This is a genomic window from Ruegeria sp. S84 (assembly GCF_056583445.1).
Map to the genome: position 1 here is coordinate 897,330 of NZ_CM152618.1, position 25,274 is coordinate 922,603.

Sequence of the window (25,274 nt, forward strand, 5' to 3'; positions counted from 1 at the left end):
TCACCCTCACAGCTGATACCGGCGCATCCGGGTCTGGATGCCGAAGAGGTAGATGCAGACACCCACAAGGATGATCGCGAACATGGCGCCTGCGATAGCGGAGCCCATATGCGGGTCGCCCAGTTGCAGTTGGAAGCCAAAGAAGGTGCGGTACATGAAGGTGCCTAGGATATCGGTTGAGAAATCCGGCCCTGCCAGCGCACCTTGCGAGACATAGATCAGGTCGAACGCGTTGAAATTGCCGACGAATGTCAGGATCGAGATGATGCCAATCGAGGGAATGATCAACGGCAGCTTGATCTTCCAGAACGCCGAAGCACCGGTGATGCCGTCTATTTCTCCAGCTTCAAGGATCTCTTCAGGGATCGACAGCAGGGCGGCGTAGATCAACATCATCGGGATGCCGACGAATTGCCAGACCGAGACAAGTGCCAGTGTTGTCAGCGCGTATTCTTCCTTGCCCAGCCATGGTGCAAACAGCGACTTCAGACCAATGGCGTCTAGCATTGAAGGTGCGATGCCCCAAAGCGGGGACAATATCAGCTTCCAAGCGAAACCGACGATCACAAAGCTCAGAATGGTCGGAATGAAAATTGCGGACCGATAGAGCGCGGCAAACCGCAACCGTGGATGCGACAAAAGCGCGGCCAAAGCGATACCGATGGGGTTCTGAACCAGCATGTGGATCAGGAAGAACCAGAAGTTGTTGCCCAAAGCGTTCCAGAATTGCTCGGACCAGATTGGATCGAAGAACAGGGTGCGGAAATTCTGCAAGCCCACGTAGATACGTGTCTGATCAACCTCGGTGAACAGTGCGAGGCGCAGTGTGTTGAACAAGGGGAAGATCATCACTGCCGTGTAGACCAGCACCGCAGGGGCGAGGAAAACGGCAATGTGCCAGCGTATGCGGCGGGTCTGCATGGGAATCTCCGGGGGAAAGGTCCGGACGCGACGCGGTAGCCGCGTCCGGTGTGAGTGGCCTAGGTGTTACTGATGCGGTGCGTACCAGCTGGCCAGACCGTCTTGCAGTTGCTGACCCAGCGCTTCGGGTGTCTCGGCACCCTTGATGGCTGCAACGGATGCACCCCAAGTCTCGTTTTCGAGGTTCGGTGTGCCGCGCGACAGGATTTGGTAGGTCGAGCGGATTGTGCTTTCGCACTCATCCCGCCAACCGACGATTTCCTTGGCCAGTGGATCTTCCAGCTCGACCGGAGTGCTGGACAGCGGGAAGAAACCAGGTAGGGCGTTACCGAAGATGCTGGCGAATTCCGGGCTTGCGACCCAAGCCAGGAAGGTGCGTGCAGCTTCTTGGTTTTCGCTCGCCGCGTTCATGCCTATGCCGATATCGGTGTGGTCCGAAATATAGCAGGTATCGCCCGCGTTCTGGACCGGTGGCTTAAAGGCGCCCATTTCGAAATCGGCCTGCGTGTTGAAGCCCGAGATTTCCCAGCTGCCTGCTGGATAGACCGCTGCACGACCCAGGGTGAACAGGTTCTGGCTGTCGGGATAGGTCTGTGCCTCATAACCGTCGCCGAGGTAGTCCGCCCACTTGGCCAATGTCGCATACGGGGCGACCCACTGGGGGTCGGTCAGCTTCTGCTCGCCTTTGATCAGCGCCTGACGGCCTTCTTCACCTTTCCAGTAGTTCGGGCCGATATTGTTATAGCCCATCGTTGCGGCTTCCCACTGGTCATTGGTGCCCATCGCCATCGGGATATAGGTACCGTCTTCCTTGATCTTATCGAGGGCGGCAAAGAACTCAGCTTCGGTAGTTGGAACTTCGATGCCCAACTCATTGAACGCATCTTTGTTGTAGATGAAGCCGTGAATCACTGACGCCATCGGGACGCAGAAACTGGCCGAACCGTCATCGGTTTGCCACGCAGATTTGGCCACGTCCGAGAAGTTTCCCATGGCCTCAAGATCAGACAGATCGGTCAGGTGCCCCGACTCGTATAGCGCAAGCGAGGCATCAAACGGACGGCAGGTAATCAGATCGCCAGCCGATCCGGCCTCGAGCTTTGAGTTTAAGACAGCGTTGTATTCTGCCGGTGCAGAGGGTGAGAATATTACTTTGATGCCGGGATTCTCGGCCTCGAACGCCGGAATGATCTTTTCCTGCCACAACGCCAGATCGTCGTTTCGCCAACTTTCGATGGTCAAAGTGGCCTCTTGCGCATAGGCGCTTGTGACCAGCGCCGTGCTCATCAAGGCAAGGCTTAGAACTTTGCGTGTCATTTGATATCTCCCAGGTTGATGGTTTCTTGGTTTTGTTTCATCCGCTCCAGCGCAGGGCGGAGGTGATCGTCGGTGTTGATTAGCATTGCTTGCGCCGCGTCCAGGGACCCTGCGCCTACAGCCAAAAGGGCCGCGCATTTGAGGTTGCCCTCTGCCGCAGTCAACGCCTTTGTAGCCTGCGCGGAGGAAACACCGGTCAACTGACAGACGATCCCGTTGGCTCGGGCGCGTAGCTTGTCATTGTCAGCGCGCAAATTGATCATCATGCCGTCCTGAATATGCCCCAGCTCCATCGCCATCAGCGTCGAAAGCATGTTCAGTGCGATTTTCTGCGCTGTACCAGCGCCCATGCGGGTAGAGCCCGAGATCAGTTCAGGTGGTGTCGAAAGCAGGATTGGATGGTCAGAAAGCTGCAACAGTTCGGTGCCCCCGTTATTGGCAATGCCGATAACTGTGGCGCCTCTGTCCCGCGCGATCCGCGCTGCTGCGGTTGTGTACGGTGTGGTTCCGCTGGCCGAGACGGTGATCAAGGTGTCTTTGGCAGAAAGATCGGCCAGTTCACGGGCAAGGCCGTCGGTGGCATCTTCGACATCTCCCGGCATCTCTACCCCTGAGGGCAATCCACCTGCCATGTGGATGCGAATCTGGCGGGCTGGTATCGAAAAAGTTCCCCCCAGTTCCAGCGCATCCGAGGCGGCCATCAAGCCGGAAGAGCCTGCCGCCAAATAGCGCAAAACCCCGCCCGATCGGATGGATTGCGCCATAGCTTTTGCGCCTGCGCAGAGGGTGGGCAGCGAGGAAAGCGGGGCAGCGGCAGCGTCGGCTTGCGAGCGGGCCAGCAGCTCGGCCACTTCAGTTAGCGGTCGGGCGTCAAGTCCGATCGCGTCTTGATGTAGCTGTTCGGTAACTGGCTTGGTCACGTGATTCTCCCCCGAGATTTTGAATATCATACCTTTTAGATACCATTAGTCTACCATTTTATTTTTACGCCCACTATTTTCAAGATTTAGACGACTATTACTGCATTATTGCGTAATTTGGTCTTCAAAATTAGAAATAGGTATTATAAAGGTATCTCCATGAGTCGCCCTTCTGATACCATTGTGCTGGCCGCTGATGGCGGTGGAACACGCTGCCGTCTTGCTGTTTCAGACGGCTCTGCGGTTCAGTGTATCGAGGTTGGTGCGGCAAATGTATCAACCGATTTTGACGCAGCCTGCGCTGAGTTGATGCACGGAATTGCTGCTTTGGCCCGACGTGCCGGACTAGAGGCAACTCAAATCGCTCGTGCGCCAGCCTACTTGGGGCTGGCCGGTATCACGGGGCGCGCGCTGGCTGATCGGCTGGCAGAAAAGCTGCCATTTGACCATGTTCTGATTGAAGATGACAGGCCCGCCGCATTACGTGGTGCGTTGGGTTCGAAAGACGGTTTCGTAGCGCATTGCGGAACGGGTTCTTTTCTGGCGGTCCAGAATGGGGATCGCAGGTCATTTGCCGGGGGCTGGGGACCTGTTCTCGGAGATCAGGCCTCGGCGCAATGGGTTGGGCGGCAGGCTTTGGCCCGTACGCTTGACTGTGTGGACGCTCTGAAGCCTGCGTCTGAATTGGCGGACAGCCTGTTGTCGCGTTTTGATGGCGCTGCTGGGATTGTCAGGACCGCTTCCAAGATGTCGCCTACCGAGTTCGGAGCGCTGGCGCCTGTTGTCACGCAACACGCAAAGCAAGGAGATGCGCTTGCGCTGTCGATCATGGAGGATAGTGCACAGTATCTGACAGATCAGATGTTGGCGATGGGCTGGATGCCCGGCCTTTCGATCTGCCTGACCGGCGGCATCGGCCCGCAATACGCGGAATTTCTTCCCGCACAGATGCAACAGGAATTGGCCGAACCGCTGGGCGATCCGTTGACCGGTGCCATCGCGTTGGCCCACGCCTTTCAAAAGGAGACCCGACATGAGCGTTGCTGACTTCCTGCGGCCCGAGGGTTGGCTGGGTCAGACTGCCGGTCCGCGTTACGTGCAGTTGCGGCAGCGGCTGGAGCAGGGGATCGAAGAGGGTATTCTGGCCCCGAACAGTTCGCTTCCGCCCGAGCGCGAGATTGCCGAACTGACGGACCTGTCGCGGGTGACGGTCCGCAAGGCGATTCAGGAACTTGTGCGCAAAGGCGCGATTGAACAGCGGCAAGGCTCGGGGTCATTCGTGCGTCAAGCGGTTGCACGGGTTGAGCAGTCGCTGTCGCACCTGACCTCGTTTACCGAAGACATGGAGAGGCGCGGTTTTGAAACGACTTCAACCTGGTTGGAGCGCGGAATATTCCTGCCGTCACCTGATGAAATGCTGGCGCTGGGCCTATCGGCGAGTGATCAGGTCGCCCGCATTCATCGTCTGCGCGCGGCTGGCGGGCGACCGATGGCGCTGGAACGCGCGGCGTTGCCGCTGGATATATTACCTAACCCGACTGAGGTTACCGGATCGCTCTACGCCTTTCTCGAACACTCGGGCAATCGCCCGGTGCGTGCGATCCAGAAAATCTCGGCCATCAATCTCGAAGCAACCGAGGCTGGATTGCTGGACGTTGCTGAAGGTACGGCGGGGCTGCGCATTCAGCGGACCTCGTATCTAGAAAGCGGGCGCGTTGCTGAACTGACCCGATCCATCTATCACGGCGATGCCTACGATTTCGTAGCAGAGCTGCGTCTGTCAACCTGAAAGGCGGGGCTCATGTCCAGCGATACAACTCAAATGCGGCAGGAAATCAATGAGATACCTTTTGCCGTTGATCGGCTTCTCACTGATGGTGCCACGGCGATTACAAAGACCGCAAGCGCGATCCGCGCGCACGATCCCGGCTTCCTGATTTCGGTTGCGCGAGGTTCGTCGGACCATGCCTGCAGCTATCTGAAATACGCTTCGGAACTGCTGCTGGGCCTGCCCATGGCCTCGGTTGGGCCGAGCGTGAAATCGATCTACGGGGTCGATATGCGATGCCCCGGGGCGCTGTGTATTTCGGTATCCCAATCGGGTCAAAGCCCCGATATCGTACAGCTGACGAAGTCCCTGACAGAAGGCGGCGCGTATTCGGTGGCGATCACGAACGATACCACGTCTGCACTGGCCCAGAACGCCACCTCGGCTCTGCCCATCCTTGCAGGCCCCGAGCTTAGCGTGGCTGCCACCAAGACTTTCGTCACCTCTCTGGTCGCCGGGCTTTGGCTGTTGGCCGAGGTAAAGGGTGATGACACTTTGCTGGCTGCAATTCACAAATTGCCGGAAGATTTATCGCGGGCGATCACCTGCGATTGGAGCGCGGTGGTCGAGGCAGTCGATGGACAATCCCTGTTCACGTTGGGACGTGGGATGTCCTGGGCAATTTCGAATGAGGCGGCGCTGAAATTCAAGGAAACCTGCCAGATTCATGCGGAAAGCTATTCCTCGGCCGAAGTTCTGCATGGCCCGGTTTCGATCGTGGATCAGGGCTTTCCGGTGATTGCGTTCTCGTCCGGAGACGCGGCTGAGGCCAACATCGCCGAAATCGCCGATGCGCTCGCAGCCAAGGGCGCAAAAGTCTTCGCAACGACCAATCAGGTGTCTGATGCCGTGAGGCTACCACATGTCCGCACCACGCACTGGATGACAGATCCGGTAGCCTCAATCGCTTCGTTCTACGGTATGGTCGAAACTGTGGCCACGCGCCGGGGCATCAATCCCGATGCACCGCGTCACCTGCGGAAAGTGACGGAGACGGTATGACCGATGCGACGATCACCTTCGCGGGCGGGCCTATCTTTGATGGTAAAACCCTGAAGGACGGCCACGCCGCCCGTTTCGTCGGCGGGCTGCTCGACAGTATTTTGCCCGAAGCCGAGTTGCCTTCGGATGAGATGGTTCAGGATCTGTCGGGCGATATTTTAAGCCCCGGCTATGTAGATTTGCAGGTGAATGGCGGCGGAGGCGTCATGTTCAACGACGATCCATCGGTCGAGACATTACAGCGTATTGCGGCGGCTCATCGCAAGCTTGGCGCGACGTCGATCCTTCCGACGCTGATCACGGACACGCCCGAAAAGACAACGGCTGCCATTTCTGCTGCTTCTCAGGCCATTCAGCGCGGAGTTCAGGGGATTGTCGGCTTGCATCTTGAGGGGCCGCATCTCTCGGTGCGACGCAAGGGCGCGCATGACGGCGGGCTGATCCGCCGGATGCAGGACGCTGATCTTGCACAGCTGATAGAAGCGGCAGGGGCGTTGCCTGCATTGATGGTCACGCTTGCGCCGGAAAGTGTCACGATTGCTCAGGTCGAAACGCTCAGCAAGGCGGGGGTCATCGTGTCGTTGGGGCACAGTGATGCCGAGTTTCAGACCTGCGTGGCTTACGCACAGGCGGGCGCGCACTGCGCCACCCATTTGTTTAACGCGATGAGTCAGTTGGGCAACCGCGAACCGGGGCTGGTGGGCGCAGTCTTGTCCAGCGGTGCGATGTCTGCCGGGTTGATAGCGGATGCAATCCATGTTCACCCGCAGACGATGCGCACCGCCTTTGCAGCTAAACAGGGGCCGGGGCATCTGTTTCTGGTGAGCGACGCGATGGCCGTTGCTGGAACGGATCTGCAGGAATTCAAGCTGGAAGGGCGTGTCATCCAACGTGAAAACAGCAGGCTGACCTTACCGGATGGAACCCTGGCCGGGGCCGATCTGAACCTGACCACCGCGCTGCGCGTGTTGACAACGGATGTCGGCGTTTCACTGACAGACGCCTTGGCAGCGGCCACACGCATTCCGGCGGATATCATTTCCCAGCGCTTAATCGCGCGCCTGAACTTGATCTCGCAGGCCATTCGCATTTCTACGGACTTGTCGCAGGCCCGTCCGGTGGTTGCTTAACCTCGCATTGCAACAAATTGCGAAACACCGCGTTTTTCGCATCTCGCCTCATCTGTAGCGGTTGTGTAAGACCTTAGGCGAACGTGGTTTGGGAATGTCTGTATGTATCAGATAATTGGAATAATTGGCAGGGCATTGACCACCCGGATCGCGCAATGATCCAAACGCGTGGCGTTTTCATTGGTCGGCGTACGGATTGTTTGGGCGCGCGCCTGCTGATGATCCTGACCTGTATCCGTCTGGCCGAAGACTTTGGGACAGACTACCGGGTGAACTGGTTCCCGCAAGGCACCGATGCGCCGGAGTTGGATCATCCTGAGGAGTTATTCACCAAAGACTGGATGGATGCGCATTTCCTTGATCAGGCAGAGTTCGACACGATAAGCGCGACCGCTCTGCCAATTTGGGCCTTCCAACACGATCCATCGCCCGAGCGGCTGATCGACCATTTGGCGTCTGGCCGTTCGGTTCTGGTCGAAAAAGCGAGCGAGATATTTGCCTTCCCGTGGGAAGATATCGAAACCATCCGTCCCCGCTATCGCGATTTCATACATAGCGTTGGATTTGTGGATGAGGTTCGTCAGATCATGGATCGCGCGGATCAGAAGCTCTCGGGGCAGGGGGTTTCGGCTTACCACATTCGGCGCGGAGAAATCCTGAACGGATTACCATGGAAGCATTCGATCTGGCCCGCCAAGATCGAACCTGACGAGTTTTACGAGGCCCATCTGGAGAAATCCAAGGGCCAGACGGCGATCATGTTTTCGGATCAGCCAGAGGTGATAGACCGTTTCAAGCAACGGTTTCCGGAGCTCATGCAGATGTCGGATATCGCTGATCTGTCGGCTCTGACCCGGGTGCAGCGGGACTTTCTGGAGCTTTTTGCGATGTCACGGGCGGATCAGGTGATCGCGCCACACATATCTGGCTTTTCAATGGCTGCAGCCCGGATTTCGGGGCAGCAGCGTAAAGTGTTCCGCGATGTATTGTCCAAGGATGAGATGCAGGCGGCCAATGCGCGGTTCATCGAACGGGTTGCGAAGGGGCCATCGGCCTTTCTGAATCCCTCAGAGGCGGCGCATATCTATTCAAAGGCGGTGCAACATCTGTCAGCGCAGGATCGCTGCGAAGAGGCGTATGATAGTGCGAAACCTATTCTGGACGCCGGGGCCGACAACGCCTTTATGCCACTTCTGCAATCCCTGAACTGTTTTTACCTATCGAAGTGGCAGGAAAGCGAGGCACATGCCAAGGAGGGATTGCAGAACCCGCATCTCTGGCCCGAAGACTATTCTGTTTTGTGCGCGTTGCGCGGCGCTGTTCTTGGCATGCAGGGCAAGCGCGGTGCGGCGACGCTGCACTTTGCTAAAGCGTTCTGGTCCAAACCCTTACGGCCGGATGTTGTGGTGCTGGGGTCCAGAATGCTCTACCGCGCCCAACTTGCGCTTAGGCTAATGCCGCCTGTGGATTGGTCGTTGCAGAAGGTCGTTCGGCAACGCCGATTTCCACCGTTCAATAACCTGTATCTGGTTCAGCGCAATGTTGTTGTCAGGCGTCCTTGCAACTTCGATTTCATACTCTTGGATTGGGCCGAGTTGGCGCTGGATCAACGCGCAAGTCGTATCTTTGATCACCAACAAAGATTGGAAGCGCTTTCTACCTCACTCGATGAGGTTCACGACGTACCAGCAGACGACCCGCGATTGTTGGGCGCGAGGGTGATACTACAGAGGCATCTAGGGGAAATATCCGGAGCTCAGGCGATCGATAAAATCCGCCAGATCGTGGCTGGAGTGCCGGAAAGTGCCTTGTACCAAAAGCGGCTGTCCGAACTTTACGAAGCAGAAGGCGATACCGAAGCTGCGCATCGAACGATGGCTGAGGCGCTGGCTTGTGACCCGGAAAGCCCGTTTCTCATGTTCGCCATGGGTCGCTTGCTTGAGCGGACGGGCAAGATCGGGCAGGGCGAGAAGCTTATTCTGAAAGCTGCCGATCTTGATGACGTGACCGTCGTTATTCAGGGCATGGCGGGCCAGATACACATGCGGCGCGGGAACAAGAACAAGGCACGTCCCTATCTTGAGAAAGCGCGCGATCTCTATCCGCCTCACAAGCGCTTTACCAATCAGCTGAACCGGCTTTCGGGTCAGGCCTGACGCTAATCCAGCGCGACCTCTTGCCGTAGTTTTCCGGTTGTCTTGTCGAAGATCAGAATCCGATTGTCCTCGGTCACGACCGCATACCAGTTGTTGCCGATGGTCAACGCTTGCGCTTTTGCGCCGTCCGGAAGTTCGATCTGGTCGGGCAGCTTCGGAGTGCGGTCCGATAGGCGGATGACAATCAGGGCGAATGTCACTAGAACCCCGCCAATCATTACCGCGGTCAACAGCATGACCATACGCCGCAGCAGTCGAAGCTGCGGTGTTTCCTGCGGTTCCTGAGGTTCGGAAGGGACAGTCATGGGCACCCGCCTGATAGAGTTTCATATCGCGGCCGCTCCGCCGCCCCGCCTTGATAAGGCGCTTGCGCGGGATGTGCCAGCGGAAGAGAACCTGTCGCGCACCCGGCTGGCCCGACTGGTCAATGAAGGGGCCGTGACTGTCGATGGTGCGGTAGTCGAAGACCCCAAAGCCAAGATTGCCGAAGGTGCGCAGATCGGGATCACCGTGGCCGAGGCCGAGGACAGCCACATCGGTCCCGAAGATATCCCGCTGGAGGTCGTCTTTGAGGATGACGATCTGATCGTGATCAACAAACCTGCGGGAATGGTGGTACATCCGGCTCCGGGGTCTCCGAACGGTACGCTGGTCAATGCGCTGCTGCATCATTGCGGGGATGATCTCTCGGGCGTTGGGGGCGTCAAGCGTCCGGGCATCGTGCACCGGATCGACAAGGAAACCAGCGGGTTGCTGGTTGTGGCGAAATCGGATGCGGCGCATCACGGGCTGGCTGCCCAGTTCGAGGCGCATAGCGTCGAGCGCTACTATCGCGCGATCTGCTATGGTGTGCCAGATGCCAATGACCCTCGGTTGCGTGGGATCAAGGGTGTCAGCTTTGAGCCCGGCAACATCATGCGCCTAACAACTCAACTGGCGCGGCACAAGACGGATCGGCAAAAGCAGGCCGTGCTGTTTCACGGAGGCCGCCACGCAGTGACACGGGCGCGGATTGTCGAGGTTTTTGGAACGCCGGGCAGCCTCTCTCTGATCGAATGCTGGCTTGAGACGGGCCGAACGCATCAAATCCGTGTCCATATGGCCCATGCCGGCCACGGGCTTGTCGGAGACCCGGTTTACGGCGGAAAGCGCAAACTGGCCGCGCGGGCATTCACGCCTGAGGCCGCCGAGGCGGTGCAGGCTTTCCCCGCCAAGCTCTGCACGCAGCAGTGTTAGGCTTCGAACACCCGGTTTCGGGCCAGGCATTACGTTTTGAAGCACCGCTGCCGCAGGATATGGCGGACCTGCTGGAAAATCTCAGAAAACCACTGAAATAAACTGCAAAGGCTTGTGAAAAAGGCCTTTTCAGCTTTCCTTTACATAGGGTTAATCTCAGACTGTTAACAGATCCTCTTGAATGTATCGGGTCTGGTACCCATATCCCATGTTAAGGGCTTAAACATTTGTCCAAGGGGCAGAAATAAATGGCAAATTACTCAAATCTTCCAGCGCCGACACCCGAGGGTGGGCTGAACCGCTATATGCAGGAGATTCGCAAGTTTCCTCTGCTGGAGCCGGAGGAAGAATATATGCTGGCCAAGCGCTGGGTCGAGGAACAGGATACCGAGGCCGCGCATAAAATGGTCACGTCACACCTGCGTCTGGCGGCCAAGATCGCCATGGGATATCGCGGTTATGGCCTGCCGCAGGCCGAGGTTATTTCCGAGGCCAATGTGGGCCTGATGCAGGCGGTCAAGAAATTCGACCCCGAAAAAGGCTTCCGGCTGGCGACCTATGCCATGTGGTGGATCCGCGCTTCGATCCAGGAATACGTCCTTCGGTCGTGGTCGATGGTGAAACTGGGTACAACATCGGCGCAGAAAAAGCTGTTCTTCAACCTGCGTAAAGCAAAGGCACGCATTGGCGCGCTGGAAGAGGGTGATCTGCGTCCTGAAAACGTGGCCAAGATTGCAGAAGACCTCGGAGTGACCGAGGAAGAAGTGATCAGCATGAACCGTCGGATGTCCGGTGGCGATGCTTCGTTGAACGCGACCGTGGGGTCCGAAGGCGAAGGCACCATGCAGTGGCAGGATTGGCTGGAAGATGAAGATGCCGATCAGGCTGGCGACTACGAAGCGCGCGATGAATTGGAAGCCCGGCGCGAATTGCTCGCCGCTGCGCTGGATGTTCTGAATGATCGCGAGAAAGACATCCTGACTCAGCGCCGTCTGATGGACCAGGCTGTTACGCTGGAAGAGCTGAGCACGCAGTACAATGTCAGCCGTGAACGTATTCGTCAGATCGAAGTGCGCGCGTTCGAGAAGCTGCAAAAGAAGATGCGAGAGCTTGCGCGCGAAAAAGGAATGCTGGGTTCAAACTGACCCCAGTCAGATATCAGCCCGCCATATGAGCGGGCTGATTTTTTTGTTATGCGAAAATGAAATCGGACTCGGACAGGTGGCTTGCCCAGACGCCTGATAGATAGATGCTGTCTCCGTCGTCCAATTCGATCTTGGTCCCGAAGAACTTTCCGTCGATATCGTCTTCGATGTCCTCAAAGCCGGTGATGCCATCGTATTCGGATAGGTCGATCTTGTCCTTGCCGACGCGGAAATCGACAATCCAGTCGTGACCGTCGCCTTCATCGAACACAAACGTGTCCTTACCGCGCCCACCAAAGAGTTTGTCATTGCCTTCGCCGCCGTCGATGATGTCTTTTCCACGACCTCCGAAGATTTTGTCATGGCCTTCATCGCCACGCAGAATATCCTTTCCGCGCCCCCCGAAGATTATGTCGTTCCCGGCACCGCCAAGCGCCACATCATTGCCCGAGCCGGTGTTGATCACGTCATTGCCACCATCACCGTGAACAAAGTCTTTTCCGCGTCCGGTAAAGATGAATTCATCGCTGCTGTCACCCAGGATAAAGTCCGTGTTCTTTTTGCCCAGAATTCCCGACACCGAGACGGGTAGAAGTACGCCGTCAAGTACGTGAATGATACCGTTTGACGCATCCACGTCGAACGCGATCAAGCCGGGATCGTCGATGCCCGGATCGGCATCGCCCAGACTGGGGGGATCGCTTTTAAGGTTCAGTTCGACTGACGACCCAAGCAGAGTTTGGATTTCAGCCCCGTCGCCTAGACCGACCACTGTCGTGCTGTCGAACTCACCATCGACCACGTGATACTTCAAAATGTTGGTTAGCAAAGGGATAGGGTCTCCGCCGCCAAGCAGGGTGAGCGCCTTGATGATGTGGCCCAATGCCCCGGCCTCGTCATCCCCTTGATACCCAAGTGTTTGTGCCAGAGTAATAAAGGCGGCGTCATTTGGGGCAAAGACAGTCAGTTCTGCCTCAGGATTGTCCAGCGTTTCCGCCAGCCCGGCTGCAATCACCGCTTCGCGGAGAATGTCGAAATCCTGATTGTCGCTGTCAAACGTTCCGGGAGCACCGCTTTTTAGCACTGTTCCTGTAATCGTATGTGTTGCTGGCATTTCAGTAAGCCTCCCACCCTGTTTGCCGTTGCTCCGGATGTTGCCAGAGCACCATCCGAGCATGATTCAGTCGATGTTTGAGCTACGGCGGCAGTATCAGACTGGATCAACAAAACTGATTTGCGAGGGCAGGTTTGACGCCGATCGATTTTAGATTATCGATATAAAGTATAAGGTTATCGGGGCCTTTTAATCTCGTCAAAAAATTTACCGAGGCGTATGATTTTCAAATAGATAGAGAAAGGACTGACTTATTGGCAGGTGGTTGATAGACAGATCAGGAACTGCATTACATTGAGCTCGCCGTGAGCGGGTTACATCAATTTTTAGGGGGCGCGCATGCATAAACCGGTCAATTGGGGTGTTCTGGGTGCAGCCAGATCTCGCACGACAACACATGGCGCCCGCCATCCATGCGGCAGAGGGCGCGCGGCTGGCGGGGTTGGCGACCTCGGATCCGGCTAAGGCCGAGCCCTTTGCCAGATATTGCCCTGATCTGAATGTCTACAACAGCTATGAGGCATTGCTAGCCGATCCTGAGATTGAGGCGGTGTACATCCCGCTGCCCAACCATCTTCATGTCGAATGGAGCCTGAAGGCGCTGGATGCGGGCAAGCATGTGCTGTGCGAAAAGCCGATGACCATGCGGGCTGATGAATTTGACGCGCTGATCGAAAAGAGGGACCAGACGGGTTTGCTGGCTGCCGAAGCATATATGATCGTGCATCACCCTCAGTGGCATCTGACCCATAAACTGATCGCGGACGGAGCGATCGGCCGGCTGGTCCATGTCACCGGGGCGTTCAGCTATGACAACCGGGCGGACACGGGCAACATCCGCAACCGTGCGGAAACCGGTGGGGGCGGGCTGCGTGACATCGGGGTGTATGTTATCGGCAGCGCTCGGTTTGCGACTGGGCAAGAGCCGGTCTCGGTCAGCGGTGCGATCCGGTGGGAAAATGACGTGGATGTCTTCACCGAAATACGCGCGCAGTTTCCCGAATTTACCTATTCCGCCTACGTCTCAACACGCATGCATCCACATCAGGAAATGGTGTTTCACGGAGAAGGTGGCATGATCCGTTTGACTGCTCCGTTCAATGCCCGTGTGTTCGGCGAGGCGCGTGTTGAACTGCACCGACCGGGCCTTGAAGTTCTGGTGCCCCGGTTTCCAGCGGACAACCACTATCAATTGCAGGTCGAAGCGTTCTGCCGATCGGTTCGCGAAGGGGTTGAATATCCCTGTTCGTTGGAATTCGTGAGGGGCACACAAGAGGTTATCGATCAGGTCTTTGACGCCGCCGTTTCGCTCTAGCTTGCCACCCCTGTGGTGTCTCGCGTATCCTGTCCCGACCGGATCAGGAGGGCTAAATGGCGGGCGGCTGGGCGCGCGATGGCGCGGTGAGTGAACAGATCGAAGCTTCGATTTCAGATGAACTCGCGCGGATGCAGGCACAAAAGCGACCTGTGGGCGAAAGCCTTACCCATTGTGCTGAATGCGAAGAACCGATCCCCGAAAAACGCCGCCTTGCTCTGCCCGGCGTAAAGCTGTGCCTGGATTGCCAGCAAGAGCGTGACAGCAGCTTCAAGACCCGCGGCGGGATCAATCGGCGGGGTTCGAAAGACAGTCAGTTGAAATAACGCGAGGAGCACCCGGTGAAGGATCAGCCGCAGAGATCAGTACTGCAAAACGGGTTGGTTCTTGGGTTCCTAGCCGCGTTTCTATGGGGCACGCACAGCGTTATCGTGCGATATTTGACTAGTGATCTCGGCGGGTTACAGATTGCCGTGTCGCGCCTGTTCATTGCTGCTTTTGCGATTTACTGCATGTTGCGGGTGATGGGTGCACGGGTTTCAATCCAGTACAGGGATTGGAACTTCCGACTGGCGGTGTTGTCGACGGTGGTGAACTATATTTTGTTCCATATCGGCCTGGAGCATACAGGTGCCGCGAATGCGATGGTGCTTGAGAATACCGCGCCGTTTTTTGTGTTGATATTCCTGTATTTCTTCGCGGATACCACCGTTGGCCGGACTGATGTATTGGCGACCCTGCTGGCGATCCTCGGTGTGTTTCTGACCGTCTATCGGGATTTTCAAGGCGGGGGAGAACCCCTGCTGGGCGATCTGATGGAAATCGGGGCGGGACTTAGCTGGGCGGTGTTCCTGATTTCCAGCAGCCGCGCGATGCAGTCATCTGAGACCACTGCCGAAAGGTTGAACTTTCTGTTTGGCATCTTTTTGTGTTCGGGCGTTTTGCTGGTGCCACTGGCGGCTTTTTCTATTCAGATGCCGACCGCAAACGACGTGATCTTCTTGATCCTTCTGGGCGTTTTGCCGACCGCGCTTGCCTATTATCTTTGGTACGAGGCCGCCGCCCGCGTGTCGACATTGACGGCGACGTTGCTATTCGCCGCCTCGGTTGTGTTTACCTTTGTCAACTCGGCACTGTTTCTGGGCGCAACGATCACACCGCTTGCGATTGTCGGCGCAGTATTGATTGTTACGGCCATTTTCGTGACGACCATGAAATCCGCCAAAGAGAAATGAGGCAGCCATACAGGCTGCCTTTCTACTTTAGCTTTCCATCGCTTCCAGTTCGTCAATAAATCCCGAGATCATCGACAGGCCTTTGTCCCAGAACTCAGGGTCGCTGGCGTCCAGTCCGAACGGGGCCAGAAGCTCTTTATGGTGCTTGGAGCCACCAGCCCGCAGCATTTCGAAATACTTGTCCTCGAACCCGTCCGCACCGCTTTCGTAGACCGAATACAGCGCGTTCACGAGGCCATCACCGAAGGCATAGGCATAGACGTAAAACGGCGAGTGGACGAAGTGCGGGATATAGGCCCAGAAGGTCTCGTACCCGTCCATGAATTCGAATGCGGGGCCAAGGCTTTCAGCCTGAACGCTCATCCAAAGGGCGTTGATGTCGTCTGGTGTCAGCTCGCCCTCACGACGGGCGGCGTGCAGTTTGCATTCGAAGTCGTAGAAGGCGATCTGGCGAACGACTGTGTTGATCATGTCCTCGACCTTACCGGCCAGAAGCACCTTTCGCTGTTCCGCTGTCTCGGCCTGATCCAGCATTTTGCGGAAGGTCAGCATTTCACCAAAGACCGAAGCAGTTTCGGCCAAGGTCAGTGGGGTCGATGAAAGCATCTCGCCCTGATTGGCGGCCAATACCTGATGCACCCCGTGGCCCAATTCATGCGCCAAGGTCATCACATCGCGCGGTTTGCCCAGATAGTTGAGCATCACGTAGGGATGAACTTCGGTCACGGTGGGATGCGCAAAGGCGCCGGGGGCTTTGCCGGGTTTCACTGCCGCATCGATCCAACCTTTCGAGAAGAATGGGGCTGCAATTTCACCCATGCGCGGATCGAAGGCGTTGTAGGCGTCCATCACCGTCTTCTCGGCCTCGGACCAATCGACGATGCGGGTGTCCTCCATCGGCAACGGAGCATTACGGTCCCACACTTGCATCACGTCCAGACCAAGCCATTTGCGTTTCAGTTCGTAGTAACGATGGCTCAGCTTGGGGTAGGCGGCCACAACGGCCTCGCGCAGGGCTTCGACCACTTCGGGCTCGACATCGTTCGACAGGTGACGACCGGTCTGGGCAGATGGCATTTTGCGCCAGCGATCAACGATCTCTTTTTCTTTGGCCTGCGTGTTATGAACGCGCGCGAAGGTTTTGATGTTGCTTTGGAAAACGTTGGCGAGTTCGCGCGCTGCGGCTTCACGCTTGGCGCGATCCTGCTCGGTCAGCAGGTTCAGCGTACCTTCGATGTTCAGCTCTTCACCATCAACGGTAAAGGTCAGGCCCGCGATTGTTTCGTCGAATAGGCGTTCCCACGCGTCGCCGACAACGCCGAGGTCGTGCAGGAATTTTTCCAACTCATCAGACAGTTGATAGGGTTTCATCGCGCGAATGCGACGGAACACGGGCTCGTATCGCGCCAGATCGGCATTGGCGGCAAAATGAGCAGCCAGCGCGTCATCGTCGATGCGATTCAGTTCCAGCGTGAAGAACACCAGAGGCGTGGTGAAGACGGTGATCTTCTCCTGCATGTCAGACAGGAACTTGGCGCGATCCGCGTCGGTGGTCAGTTGGTAATAGCGCAATCCGGCAAAGGACATGATCCGCCCGGCGATGGCGTTGATCTTTTCGTTGCGCAGCACGCAGGTCAGTAGTCCAGCTGCGTCCAATTCGGCCAGCTTACCCTCATAATCTGCGGCAAAGGACGCACATTCGCCCTCCAACCAGTCCAGATCGCGGGCCAGTTCGGGTGCATCTTCCGAGGCATAGAGGTCCGTCAGATCCCATTCCGGCAAATTGCCCAGATCATCGGCACCGCCGCCTGCATTTGCGTCACGGACGGGAAAGGGAAGGTCGCGCATGGAACACCTCGAATAAACTGCGTTGGCAAACATTTAGGCGCGGCGTGTCCGGATCACAAGCAAGCTGTCTGGTCAAACCTTAATGACAGGGCTCGGGTTTTGGTTTCGCCGCGGCTGCCGCGAAATGTGCAGCAAGTTGATCAAAGACCGGCCCGCGCACCTCGGGTGCCTCCATCAGAACTTCGTGTTCGCCGTTGGGAATCTCGACCAGAGTACCGCTAGGCCAGTTGGCCATACGTGCCCGAATGGCCTTGCGGTCCACGATCTGTTCGTGGCTGCCCAAGAAGGTCAGGGCAGGGATCTCGGGCGCGGTCTGTTCCATCAGCCAGGTGCATTCATCCAGCGCCTCACGCAGCCAGATGGTAGACGGTGCGCCCAAAGCAAGTTCAGGGTGTGCGGCCAACTGATCCTGCATCATTCGGTACATCGCCGGATCGCGTGTCAGCACGTTTCCTTCGAAGGGCTGTGAGGCCACATAGCTCTCTAGCGTGGTGGTGGGCGGGGTTTTCTCGCCCAAGCCCAAGCGTGGCCCCCAATAGGCAGTTAGCTGGCTGAGTGGCTTCATGATTGGTGTAAAGAAAATCCCCCACATCGGGCCCGTAAAGGCGCTGGCCGCAAAATCAGCCCCCTCCAAAACGGCGCGAAGCCCGATAGCTCCGCCCATGGAATGGCCTATGACGTACCAGGGCTTGGGCAACTCCAGTTGTTCGGCCAGTTTCAGTATTGAGCGAACGTCGTGCTGGTAATCGGTGAATTGTTCGACATGACCGATCCGCGGATCATCCAGCAGGCGATCTGCAAGCCCTTGCCCGCGCCAATCGACCGCGAGACTTGCAAAGCCCCGGTTCACAAATTCCTTGGCGGTATCACCATATTTTTCGATGTATTCCGTGCGACCGGGGAAAAGCATCACCGTGCCGTGCGCATCGCCGTCGGGCAGCCAATGTGCCACGCGGATACGTTTGCCATCTTCGGTGATCAGCCAATGCGCCGCACCATCGGCAGGGCCGCCGGCCACGTCTTCGAATAAGGGGGCCGGCGAAAACTCCATCAGGCCAGCACCGAGGCGAGTTTCATGGCGATACCCATGTCTCCGTCAACGCTCAGCTTGCCGGACATAAACGCGCCGGTTGGGTTCAGGTCACCGCTGAGGATTTGTTCAAAGGTGTCCGCATCGGCGCTGAGGGTCACATCAGCATCTTCGTCGCTTACCCGCGCACCGCTTGCATCCAGAATGATAGAACCCAGATCGGCAATGGCAAATTTGGCTGACGCATCGAAATCGCCGCCCGACAGTTTCTCATTCAATGCCGCCGCGGCTTTTTCCAGAATATCGCTCATGGTCTTCCTCATATTGTTCATGCGCCGTGAATGGACATCCCCGGTCGCTACGCTACACTGACCATTGTTATGGGTATTGCAATCACCAATCTCAAACGTACCGTCGCGGCACTTGCCGTCATAGTCACGTTTTCCACCAGTTGCATCGCGCAGCAGGCGGATTCGCGGGACGAGGCATCACTGTTGCAGCAACTGGCGCAATCGACGCCCGAACAGGCCATCGGATTGGATCGGCAATTGCAGGCGCTGTGGTCACAATCAGGTTCGGCTTCGGCGGATTTGCTGTTGGAACGCGGACGCGAAGCGCTGGATGATGGGGATGTCGAGGCCGCGCTTGATCATTTGACGGCGCTTACCGATCACGCACCCGAATTTGCCGAGGGTTGGCATGTGCGCGCTTCGGTTTTCTTCGGCATTGACAGGTTTGGCATGGCTGCGGCGGATCTTGAACAGGCATTGACCCTGAATCCGAACAACTACGACGCTATCTACGGCCTTGGCCTCATCTTTGAGATCGTGGGTAAGCCAGAACAAGCACTTGAGGCCTATTCACGTGCGCTGTCTATACATCCCCATCATGAAGAAGTAACCAATGCCGTGAATCGGCTGAAGCCTCAGGTTGAAGGCAAGGCGCTGTAAGTCTCAGGGCGCAGGGGGCAAAGGTGAGCGGGTCATCCCGAATCGTGGCCGTACTTGGCCCGACGAACACAGGTAAAACTCACTACGCGATTGAACGTATGCTGGGGTACCGGACCGGTGTCATCGGTCTGCCGCTGCGGCTGCTCGCGCGCGAGGTCTATGACAAGATTGTCGCTATTCGCGGTCCGTCTGTGGTGGCGCTGGTGACAGGCGAGGAACGGATCGTACCGCCGCGCACCCAATACTGGGTCTGTACAGTTGAGGCGATGCCAGAAGGCATGGGCACTGATTTTGTAGCGATTGACGAAATTCAGCTTTGCGTGGATCCCGAACGCGGCCATGTCTTTACTGATCGCCTGTTGCGGTCGCGCGGCACCAATGAAACGCTGTTTCTCGGTTCTGACACAATGCGCGGCCCCATCGCGGCCCTTGTGCCCGAAGCGCAGTTCATCCGGCGTGAACGGATGTCTCAGCTGGTCTATTCCGGTTCGAAAAAGATCAGCCGAATGCCTGCGCGCAGTGCGATCGTCGGATTCTCGGTCGATAACGTCTATGCCATCGCCGAGCTGCTTCGTCGCCAAAAGGGCGGGGCGGCGGTCGTCATGGGGGCGCTCAGCCCTCGCACGCGGAATGCGCAGGTTGACCTCTATCAAAACGGTGAGGTTGATTATCTGGTGGCTACGGATGCCATCGGTATGGGGTTGAACCTGGATGTGAACCATGTGGCGTTCTCATCTCTGACCAAGTTTGATGGCCGCCGAATGCGGCCTCTGGCCCCCAACGAGTTGGCCCAGATCGCAGGACGGGCCGGGCGCGGAATGTCGGATGGCACGTTTGGTGTGACGGGCGAGGCTCCGCCGCTGGATGAGGGCGTAGCCCAAGCCATTATGGACAGCCGGTTCACGCCTATGAAAAAGTTGAATTGGCGGAATGCCGCTTTGCGGTTCGGCTCAATCGACGCACTAATCGACTCGCTTGAGGTCAGCCCAGACAATGAGCACCTGATCAAAGCGCGGCCAGCTGACGATCTGAACGTCCTGAAATCTCTGTCCCAAGTCACCGAAGTTGTTGCCCGTGCCAGCGATGGACCGTCGATCCGTTTGCTATGGGATGTGTGCAGAATCCCCGATTTTCGTGGCATCAGCCATGCCGAACATGCCAGCCTGCTTGAGGTGATCTATGGCCATCTGCATGAGCGCGGAAGTATCCCCGATGATTTCATGGCGCGGCAAATCCGCCGTATCGACCAAACCCATGGCGACATTGATGCATTGTCCAAAAGGTTGGCATATATTCGCACTTGGACATATGTTGCGCAACGAAACGGTTGGGTGCGTGACGAATCCCATTGGCGCGAGGAAACGCGCACTGTAGAAGACAGGCTGTCGGACGCTCTTCACGACCGTTTGACTCAGCGATTTGTGGACCGGCGCACGTCAGTGTTGCTGCGCCGGCTCAAACAGAAGGAGGCCCTTTTGGCCGAAGTAAATGATAAGGGTGAAGTGACCGTCGAAGGCGAATTCGTCGGTCGTCTGGAAGGGTTCCGGTTTACCCCGGACAAAAGCGCGCAGGGGACTGAAGCGAAAGCCTTGAAGTCAGCCTCTCTGCAAGCACTCGCGCCGCAATTCCATCTGCGTGCCGATCGCTTCTACAATGCGCCCGATACCGAAATTGATTTCACCGATCAGGGTGGCCTGATGTGGGGCGAGTATGCCGTGGGCAAACTTGTTGCCGGTGCCGAGCCTCTCAAGCCTGTGGTCGAGGTTTTTGTCGATGAGGCCGCCGGGCCGGACGTGGAACAGAAGGTTCAGCGCCGCCTGCAGCATTTCATCGACCGCAAAGTGGCAGCCCTGTTCGAGCCGCTGCTGAACCTGTCGCGGGATGAAGAATTGACGGGCCTGGCGAAGGGCTTTGCCTTCCGTATGGTCGAGTCGTTGGGCGTGCTGCCCCGTGTGCAGGTTGCGCAAGAGGTCAAGGATCTGGATCAGGACGCCCGTGGCGCGCTGCGTAAACATGGCATCCGGTTCGGTCAATTCACCATCTTCATGCCGCTGCTGCTGAAACCCGCGCCAACGCGCCTGCGTCTGGTACTATGGGCATTGTCCGGCGGCTTGCAGGAGTTCCCCGAAGCACCACCTCCGGGTCTGGTTACCGTTCCGGTCGCCAAGGATGCGCCGCAGGGCTATGACACCATGTGCGGCTACCGCGATGCGGGCGAACGCTCGATCCGGATCGATATGCTGGAACGGCTGGCCGACATGCTGCGGTCCGAGGATAGCCGCGGTGGGTTCGAAGCCAAACCCGACATGTTGTCAATTACCGGCATGACCTTGGAACAGTTTGCAGACCTGATGCAGGGACTGGGTTACAAGGCCGAACGCGGCGAACGTGAGAAGGCCAAGCCGGTCCCCACGGAGCAGCCTGTGGCGGAAGCTGAGGAACAACCCGTCGTCGATGAGACACCGACCGCAAATGCCGAAGCGGATGACGTCGGTATAACCACCGAGGCAGTAGCCGAAGCCTCCGAAAGCACCGACGCGGCAGCAGAGGCTACGGCCACTGAGAAATCAGCAGAGTCCAAATTGGATGAGCCCGAAATTGAGGTGTTCTACACCTTCACTTGGGGGCGCCAACGTCAGCAAAACCGTGGTCCGCGTCGCGAGCAGGGGCAGGGCAAGGGCAAGCCGCGTGGTAAACCTCAGGGCAAGCCGCATGGCAAGAAGGGGGGCAAGCCTCAGGGCGCCAAGACCTTCTCGTCACGGCCACCCAAAAGGAAAAGGCAATCGATCCCGATAACCCGTTTGCGGCAGCGTTGATGGGTCTGAAGGACGGCAACTGATCCGCGATGGCCGAGGCCAAGCTGCGGATCGACAAATGGTTGTGGCAGGCGCGGTTCTTCAAGACCCGTAGCCTGGCCGCCAAACAGGTCAGCGGCGGCCATGTGCGTCTGAACGGAAATCGGGTGCTGAAACCGGCGCAAGCCGTGGCACCCGGAGATGTCCTGACCTTTCCGCAGGGGCGTATTGTTCGGGTTGTACGTATCGAAGCGCTTGGCGTGCGTCGCGGCCCGGCCCCCGAGGCGCAAGCTTTGTACTTCGATATGACCGAAAAGCAGGACGTATCGCCCAAGAATCCTGCGTTTGAGGGAAAAGGTCGTCCAACCAAGAAAGAAAGACGCGCGCTTGATCTTTCTCGCATCCCAAAGGGGTGATCTGACCTTGAAGCGGCGGTCAGACTGGATTAGCTAGTCGCCAAAGCGCAAACGGGAAATCCAACATGACCTACGTTGTCACCGAAAACTGCATTGGCTGCAAATACACCGACTGTGTCGAGGTTTGTCCGGTGGATTGTTTCTACGAAGGTGAAAACACATTGGTCATTCACCCCGACGAATGCATTGACTGCGGTGTCTGCGAACCCGAATGCCCCGCCGACGCCATCCGCCCCGATACCGAGCCGGGGATGGAGCAGTGGGTCGAGTTCAACCGGAAATACTCGGAAATGTGGCCGGTGATCGTGACCAAAAAAGACCCCTTACCCGAGGCCGAGGAACGCGACGGCGAAGAAGGCAAGATGGAGAAATATTTCTCGGAAGCCCCAGGCGAGGGCGGTTGACCGATTCGGCAGCCGGTTACCGTTCATTTGGCATCAATCTGTGCATTAATTAGTTGAGGTAGAAAGGGAATTTCCCATTTACCTCGGCGCGGTCTTTTGAGTGTCGCAAATTTGTGATATACTTAGGACCGAATGATGACTGTGATTGGGATGTGCTCCGTAAGTATGCTCGCTTTGGAGTTCTGAATTTATGACAAATAAGCCGCCTGACGGGGCCATGCAGGGCCTCGGCTGTGGTGCTTTTGTCGTCTCATATCCCGATCAGTAATGAAGGATGAATATGAATGTCGAAATCGAAAAAGCTTGAGTTCCGCCCGAACGATTATGTCGTCTACCCGGCTCATGGCGTAGGTCAGATCGTGTCAATCGAAGAGCAGGAAGTTGCGGGCTTCTCGCTTGAGCTGTTCGTGATTTCTTTTGAAAAAGACAAAATGACCCTGCGCGTGCCGACTAACAAGGTCACTGAATCGGGGCTTCGGTCGCTCAGCTCACCGGATGTGATCAGCCAGGCAATGAAGACGCTGAAGGGCAAAGCCAAGGTCAAGCGTGCCATGTGGTCGCGCCGAGCGCAGGAATACGAGCAAAAGATCAACTCGGGTGACCTGATCTCGATCGCCGAAGTGGTCCGCGACCTGCACCGCACCGACGACCAGCGCGAGCAGAGTTATTCCGAACGTCAGCTGTACGAAGCCGCGCTGGAACGTCTGACACGCGAAGTGGCCGCAGTTTCTGGCGCCGATGAGATTTCGGCTGCCAAACAGGTCGATGAGGTTCTGACCTCACGCGCAGCCTGATCGCGTTCAAGCCAATTTAAGGGTCGTCCCGATATCCGGGGCGGCCCTTTTTCGTGACTAGGCGCTTGGTCTTGTGGTGTGTGTCGGGTATTTTTCTGTAACTGCAGGAAGATACGGGGACATGATGAAGCAAACTGTCAAGTTTCTCTACATCAGCCACGAGCCGGTCTCGGTCTGGTTTCGCTATGGGCTGATCCTGTTCGATATCGCCTCGATCATCTTTTTTGTCTCCACGGCGAATATCCCGCATGGGCCTGGGCTGACGGCGGCAAGTTTGGGTGTCGGGCTGATCATCCTAATGGATTTCTGCGCGCGGATGTGGATTTCCAAAGACCGCTGGAAACTGCTGCGCCAGATTTACACGATGGCAGACATCGTTGTGATCGTGTCGCTGCTGCTTGACCCGTTCCTGACCGGCAATCTCGCGTTTCTTCGGATATTGCGCGCTTTGCGGCTGATCCATTCCTATCATCTGCTGCGGGATTTGCGCCGAGATAGTCCTTTCTTCCGAACCCACGAGGACGCGGTGATTGCGGCGATCAATCTGATGGTCTTTGTTTTTGCAACCTCGACTGCAGTACTGGTCTTTTTCGTCCCCGAAGATGCGCAGACCCCCTATATCGACGCACTTTATTTCACTATGGCGACCCTGACGACAACGGGGTTCGGAGATATCACGCTGGGCACACCAGCGGGAAAGCTGTTTTCCGTTTTCATCATGGTTGTTGGCGTGGCGTTATTTGTCCGTCTGGCGCAGGCGATCTTCATGCCGCAGAAAGTGCGCTACAAATGCCCAAGCTGCGGCCTGTTCCGGCACGATCCGGATGCTGTGCATTGCAAACACTGTGGCGCGACGCTGCGCATTGAAACCGGTGGGGCGTCTTAGATTGAGGCTGACAGCGCCAGGAGGAAGGTGATTTCCGAGACCTGCTGCGTGGCCCCCAGAATATCACCGGTTTGGCCACCGATCTTGGTCTTGGCGATGCGAGCGACAAAAGCCGCTGCAAGCAGGGCGCAGAGCATCGGCGTGATGGCTGATCCACCCAGCAGCAATAGCGACAGGACGATAGCCAACACGATACCGGCCAGCACCGCAGACAAGGGGGGCGCACCAACCGAATGGCTCAGCCCCGATTTGCGAGCGTTGGGTAGCGCGCGCATCAGCACGGGCATCACGGCGCGTGAGAACAGGCAGGCGGCCAATATGCCCGTCAACAGACCCGCACCGATCAGTGCCATGACAGCAGCAATTCGAAGCAGTTGGCCCAGCAACAGGGCCAGTACGCCGTAAGTGCCGATATGGCTGTCCTTCATGATCTCCAGTCGACGTTCGGTTGTGAAGCCGCCCCAAAGCCCGTCGGCCGTATCGGCTAGCCCGTCTTCGTGCATCGCTCCGGTTGCGATGATCAACGTGGCGACCAGCAGGGCGGCGGCGGCAAGGGTTGGCAGCTGCGCCCAGATTGCAATCCAGGCGACGCCGCAAGCCAGCGCCCCCACAACAAGCCCGGCAAGGGGATAGGCCCAAGCCGCACGCGACTGGCGGGTGAACGCTTGATCGGGCAGGCGCGGTAGGGGCAGGCGCGTCAAAAGGACCAGAGCCAGCGGGATATCCCACAGGGAAAACGGGGCGGTGTCGTTTTTGGTCACTCCCAGGCCTTTCCGGGTCTTGTTGCTTTGCCAGCATTGGTTAAACACACACAACCACTCTGATGCAACGA

General features: G+C 57.3%; 22 protein-coding genes and 3 pseudogenes. 16 read left to right on the forward strand and 9 right to left on the reverse strand.

Annotated elements, in window-relative coordinates; translation table 11 throughout:
* Positions 1-6: 6 nt before the first annotated feature.
* The 3 genes from AC1DFB_RS04590 to AC1DFB_RS04600 all read right to left on the reverse strand — a co-directional run bounded on the left by AC1DFB_RS04590 (position 7) and on the right by AC1DFB_RS04600 (position 3,158).
* Positions 7-921: a carbohydrate ABC transporter permease gene (locus AC1DFB_RS04590; protein ID WP_170421115.1), complete on the reverse strand. Its 915-nt coding sequence runs from the start codon at positions 919-921 to the stop codon at positions 7-9.
* Between the two features lie 66 nt (positions 922-987).
* Positions 988-2,238 (reverse strand): ABC transporter substrate-binding protein, encoded by a 1,251-nt coding sequence (locus AC1DFB_RS04595; RefSeq protein ID WP_170393441.1) that lies wholly within the window; start codon positions 2,236-2,238, stop codon positions 988-990.
* Entirely contained in the window at positions 2,235-3,158 is a 924-nt protein-coding gene (locus AC1DFB_RS04600; RefSeq protein ID WP_480922212.1) for an N-acetylmuramic acid 6-phosphate etherase, read from the reverse strand. Before AC1DFB_RS04600 ends, AC1DFB_RS04595 begins: the two co-directional genes overlap by 4 nt.
* Positions 3,159-3,317: 159 nt before the next feature.
* Between AC1DFB_RS04600 and AC1DFB_RS04605 the strand changes: the two genes are divergently transcribed.
* The 5 genes from AC1DFB_RS04605 (at position 3,318) to AC1DFB_RS04625 (ending at position 9,274) form a co-directional block, all read left to right on the forward strand.
* Complete coding sequence (locus AC1DFB_RS04605) at positions 3,318-4,205, forward strand: glucosamine kinase nucleotide-binding domain-containing protein (protein WP_480922213.1); 888 nt, start codon at positions 3,318-3,320, stop codon at positions 4,203-4,205.
* The gene (locus AC1DFB_RS04610; RefSeq protein WP_170393434.1) at positions 4,192-4,947 is read left to right on the forward strand and encodes a GntR family transcriptional regulator; all 756 of its coding nucleotides are present in this window, start codon (positions 4,192-4,194) and stop codon (positions 4,945-4,947) included. Before AC1DFB_RS04605 ends, AC1DFB_RS04610 begins: the two co-directional genes overlap by 14 nt.
* Positions 4,948-4,959: 12 nt before the next feature.
* Positions 4,960-5,988, forward strand: coding sequence for an SIS domain-containing protein (locus AC1DFB_RS04615; RefSeq protein WP_480922214.1), 1,029 nt, complete (start codon positions 4,960-4,962; stop codon positions 5,986-5,988).
* A complete protein-coding gene (nagA, locus tag AC1DFB_RS04620) occupies positions 5,985-7,118 on the forward strand; it encodes an N-acetylglucosamine-6-phosphate deacetylase (RefSeq protein ID WP_170801186.1) in 1,134 nt (377 codons plus the stop codon). Before AC1DFB_RS04615 ends, nagA begins: the two co-directional genes overlap by 4 nt.
* Before the next feature lie 155 nt (positions 7,119-7,273).
* The gene (locus AC1DFB_RS04625) at positions 7,274-9,274 is read left to right on the forward strand and encodes a tetratricopeptide repeat protein (protein ID WP_480922215.1); all 2,001 of its coding nucleotides are present in this window, start codon (positions 7,274-7,276) and stop codon (positions 9,272-9,274) included.
* 2 nt (positions 9,275-9,276) lie between these two features.
* On the opposite strand, the gene AC1DFB_RS04630 is transcribed toward AC1DFB_RS04625, so the two are convergent.
* The gene (locus AC1DFB_RS04630) at positions 9,277-9,579 is read right to left on the reverse strand and encodes a DUF6476 family protein (RefSeq protein ID WP_170563212.1); all 303 of its coding nucleotides are present in this window, start codon (positions 9,577-9,579) and stop codon (positions 9,277-9,279) included.
* Between AC1DFB_RS04630 and AC1DFB_RS04635 the strand changes: the two are divergent.
* Together AC1DFB_RS04635 and rpoH are read left to right on the forward strand one after the other, a co-directional pair.
* Positions 9,578-10,611 (forward strand): annotated as a pseudogene (locus AC1DFB_RS04635) (RluA family pseudouridine synthase). The gene AC1DFB_RS04630 and the pseudogene AC1DFB_RS04635 sit on opposite strands and share 2 nt — an antisense overlap.
* A gap of 147 nt (positions 10,612-10,758) precedes the next feature.
* Entirely contained in the window at positions 10,759-11,655 is an 897-nt protein-coding gene (gene rpoH, locus AC1DFB_RS04640; protein ID WP_170393423.1) for an RNA polymerase sigma factor RpoH, read from the forward strand.
* A 46-nt stretch (positions 11,656-11,701) separates the two neighbouring features.
* Here rpoH and AC1DFB_RS04645 read toward each other — a convergent pair whose 3' ends face one another.
* On the reverse strand, positions 11,702-12,769 hold the full coding sequence (locus tag AC1DFB_RS04645) for a fasciclin domain-containing protein (RefSeq protein WP_480922216.1): 1,068 nt from the start codon (positions 12,767-12,769) through the stop codon (positions 11,702-11,704).
* Positions 12,770-13,108: 339 nt separating this feature from the next.
* On the opposite strand from AC1DFB_RS04645, the pseudogene AC1DFB_RS04650 reads away from it, so the two are divergent.
* From AC1DFB_RS04650 to AC1DFB_RS04660, 3 genes and pseudogenes are all read left to right on the forward strand, one after another.
* A pseudogene (locus AC1DFB_RS04650) lies at positions 13,109-14,084 on the forward strand (Gfo/Idh/MocA family protein).
* A gap of 56 nt (positions 14,085-14,140) precedes the next feature.
* Positions 14,141-14,410, forward strand: a complete 270-nt coding sequence (locus AC1DFB_RS04655; protein ID WP_010439380.1) for a DksA/TraR family C4-type zinc finger protein — start codon at positions 14,141-14,143, stop codon at positions 14,408-14,410.
* 15 nt (positions 14,411-14,425) lie between these two features.
* Positions 14,426-15,319, forward strand: a complete 894-nt coding sequence (locus AC1DFB_RS04660; RefSeq protein ID WP_480584754.1) for a DMT family transporter — start codon at positions 14,426-14,428, stop codon at positions 15,317-15,319.
* Between the two features lie 27 nt (positions 15,320-15,346).
* Here the strand turns inward: AC1DFB_RS04660 and AC1DFB_RS04665 are convergent, their stop codons facing one another.
* The 3 genes from AC1DFB_RS04665 to AC1DFB_RS04675 all read right to left on the reverse strand — a co-directional run bounded on the left by AC1DFB_RS04665 (position 15,347) and on the right by AC1DFB_RS04675 (position 18,508).
* Complete coding sequence (locus tag AC1DFB_RS04665) at positions 15,347-17,167, reverse strand: M3 family oligoendopeptidase (RefSeq protein WP_480922217.1); 1,821 nt, start codon at positions 17,165-17,167, stop codon at positions 15,347-15,349.
* Between the two features lie 79 nt (positions 17,168-17,246).
* The gene (locus tag AC1DFB_RS04670; RefSeq protein ID WP_480922218.1) at positions 17,247-18,218 is read right to left on the reverse strand and encodes an alpha/beta fold hydrolase; all 972 of its coding nucleotides are present in this window, start codon (positions 18,216-18,218) and stop codon (positions 17,247-17,249) included.
* Positions 18,218-18,508 carry an SCP2 sterol-binding domain-containing protein gene (locus AC1DFB_RS04675; RefSeq protein ID WP_170393409.1) on the reverse strand — a complete coding sequence of 97 codons (291 nt, stop codon included), beginning with the start codon at positions 18,506-18,508 and terminating at the stop codon, positions 18,218-18,220. The genes AC1DFB_RS04670 and AC1DFB_RS04675 overlap by 1 nt, the downstream gene beginning before the upstream one ends.
* Positions 18,509-18,538: 30 nt before the next feature.
* On the opposite strand from AC1DFB_RS04675, the gene AC1DFB_RS04680 reads away from it, so the two are divergent.
* From AC1DFB_RS04680 to AC1DFB_RS04705, 6 genes and pseudogenes are all read left to right on the forward strand, one after another.
* A complete protein-coding gene (locus AC1DFB_RS04680) occupies positions 18,539-19,147 on the forward strand; it encodes a tetratricopeptide repeat protein (RefSeq protein WP_170510932.1) in 609 nt (202 codons plus the stop codon).
* 23 nt (positions 19,148-19,170) lie between these two features.
* Positions 19,171-21,986, forward strand: a pseudogene (locus AC1DFB_RS04685) (helicase-related protein).
* A gap of 6 nt (positions 21,987-21,992) precedes the next feature.
* Positions 21,993-22,358, forward strand: coding sequence for an RNA-binding S4 domain-containing protein (locus tag AC1DFB_RS04690; protein ID WP_170393403.1), 366 nt, complete (start codon positions 21,993-21,995; stop codon positions 22,356-22,358).
* 65 nt (positions 22,359-22,423) lie between these two features.
* Positions 22,424-22,762, forward strand: coding sequence for a ferredoxin FdxA (gene fdxA, locus AC1DFB_RS04695; protein ID WP_010439399.1), 339 nt, complete (start codon positions 22,424-22,426; stop codon positions 22,760-22,762).
* A 284-nt stretch (positions 22,763-23,046) separates the two neighbouring features.
* A complete protein-coding gene (locus AC1DFB_RS04700) occupies positions 23,047-23,556 on the forward strand; it encodes a CarD family transcriptional regulator (RefSeq protein WP_010439402.1) in 510 nt (169 codons plus the stop codon).
* Positions 23,557-23,680: 124 nt separating this feature from the next.
* Positions 23,681-24,442, forward strand: a complete 762-nt coding sequence (locus AC1DFB_RS04705; RefSeq protein ID WP_170406404.1) for an ion channel — start codon at positions 23,681-23,683, stop codon at positions 24,440-24,442.
* Here AC1DFB_RS04705 and cobS read toward each other — a convergent pair.
* Entirely contained in the window at positions 24,439-25,203 is a 765-nt protein-coding gene (gene cobS / locus AC1DFB_RS04710; RefSeq protein WP_480922219.1) for an adenosylcobinamide-GDP ribazoletransferase, read from the reverse strand. The genes AC1DFB_RS04705 and cobS overlap by 4 nt on opposite strands.
* Positions 25,204-25,274 lie beyond the last annotated feature (71 nt).

Excerpts from the sequence above, each read along its gene's own strand:
- fdxA (WP_010439399.1), top strand. The coding sequence starts at position 22,424 with ATGACCTACGTTGTCACCGAAAACTGCATTGGCTGCAAATACACCGAC.
- AC1DFB_RS04645 (WP_480922216.1), bottom strand. The coding sequence starts at position 12,769 with ATGCCAGCAACACATACGATTACAGGAACAGTGCTAAAAAGCGGTGCT.
- AC1DFB_RS04595 (WP_170393441.1), bottom strand. The coding sequence starts at position 2,238 with ATGACACGCAAAGTTCTAAGCCTTGCCTTGATGAGCACGGCGCTGGTC.
- AC1DFB_RS04625 (WP_480922215.1), top strand. The coding sequence starts at position 7,274 with ATGATCCAAACGCGTGGCGTTTTCATTGGTCGGCGTACGGATTGTTTG.
- AC1DFB_RS04675 (WP_170393409.1), bottom strand. The coding sequence starts at position 18,508 with ATGAGCGATATTCTGGAAAAAGCCGCGGCGGCATTGAATGAGAAACTG.
- AC1DFB_RS04665 (WP_480922217.1), bottom strand. The coding sequence starts at position 17,167 with ATGCGCGACCTTCCCTTTCCCGTCCGTGACGCAAATGCAGGCGGCGGT.
- rpoH (WP_170393423.1), top strand. The coding sequence starts at position 10,759 with ATGGCAAATTACTCAAATCTTCCAGCGCCGACACCCGAGGGTGGGCTG.
- AC1DFB_RS04605 (WP_480922213.1), top strand. The coding sequence starts at position 3,318 with ATGAGTCGCCCTTCTGATACCATTGTGCTGGCCGCTGATGGCGGTGGA.
- AC1DFB_RS04655 (WP_010439380.1), top strand. The coding sequence starts at position 14,141 with ATGGCGGGCGGCTGGGCGCGCGATGGCGCGGTGAGTGAACAGATCGAA.
- AC1DFB_RS04630 (WP_170563212.1), bottom strand. The coding sequence starts at position 9,579 with ATGACTGTCCCTTCCGAACCTCAGGAACCGCAGGAAACACCGCAGCTT.
- AC1DFB_RS04670 (WP_480922218.1), bottom strand. The coding sequence starts at position 18,218 with ATGGAGTTTTCGCCGGCCCCCTTATTCGAAGACGTGGCCGGCGGCCCT.
- nagA (WP_170801186.1), top strand. The coding sequence starts at position 5,985 with ATGACCGATGCGACGATCACCTTCGCGGGCGGGCCTATCTTTGATGGT.
- AC1DFB_RS04590 (WP_170421115.1), bottom strand. The coding sequence starts at position 921 with ATGCAGACCCGCCGCATACGCTGGCACATTGCCGTTTTCCTCGCCCCT.
- AC1DFB_RS04705 (WP_170406404.1), top strand. The coding sequence starts at position 23,681 with ATGAAGCAAACTGTCAAGTTTCTCTACATCAGCCACGAGCCGGTCTCG.
- AC1DFB_RS04615 (WP_480922214.1), top strand. The coding sequence starts at position 4,960 with ATGTCCAGCGATACAACTCAAATGCGGCAGGAAATCAATGAGATACCT.
- AC1DFB_RS04680 (WP_170510932.1), top strand. The coding sequence starts at position 18,539 with ATGGACATCCCCGGTCGCTACGCTACACTGACCATTGTTATGGGTATT.
- AC1DFB_RS04610 (WP_170393434.1), top strand. The coding sequence starts at position 4,192 with ATGAGCGTTGCTGACTTCCTGCGGCCCGAGGGTTGGCTGGGTCAGACT.
- AC1DFB_RS04690 (WP_170393403.1), top strand. The coding sequence starts at position 21,993 with ATGGCCGAGGCCAAGCTGCGGATCGACAAATGGTTGTGGCAGGCGCGG.
- AC1DFB_RS04700 (WP_010439402.1), top strand. The coding sequence starts at position 23,047 with ATGTCGAAATCGAAAAAGCTTGAGTTCCGCCCGAACGATTATGTCGTC.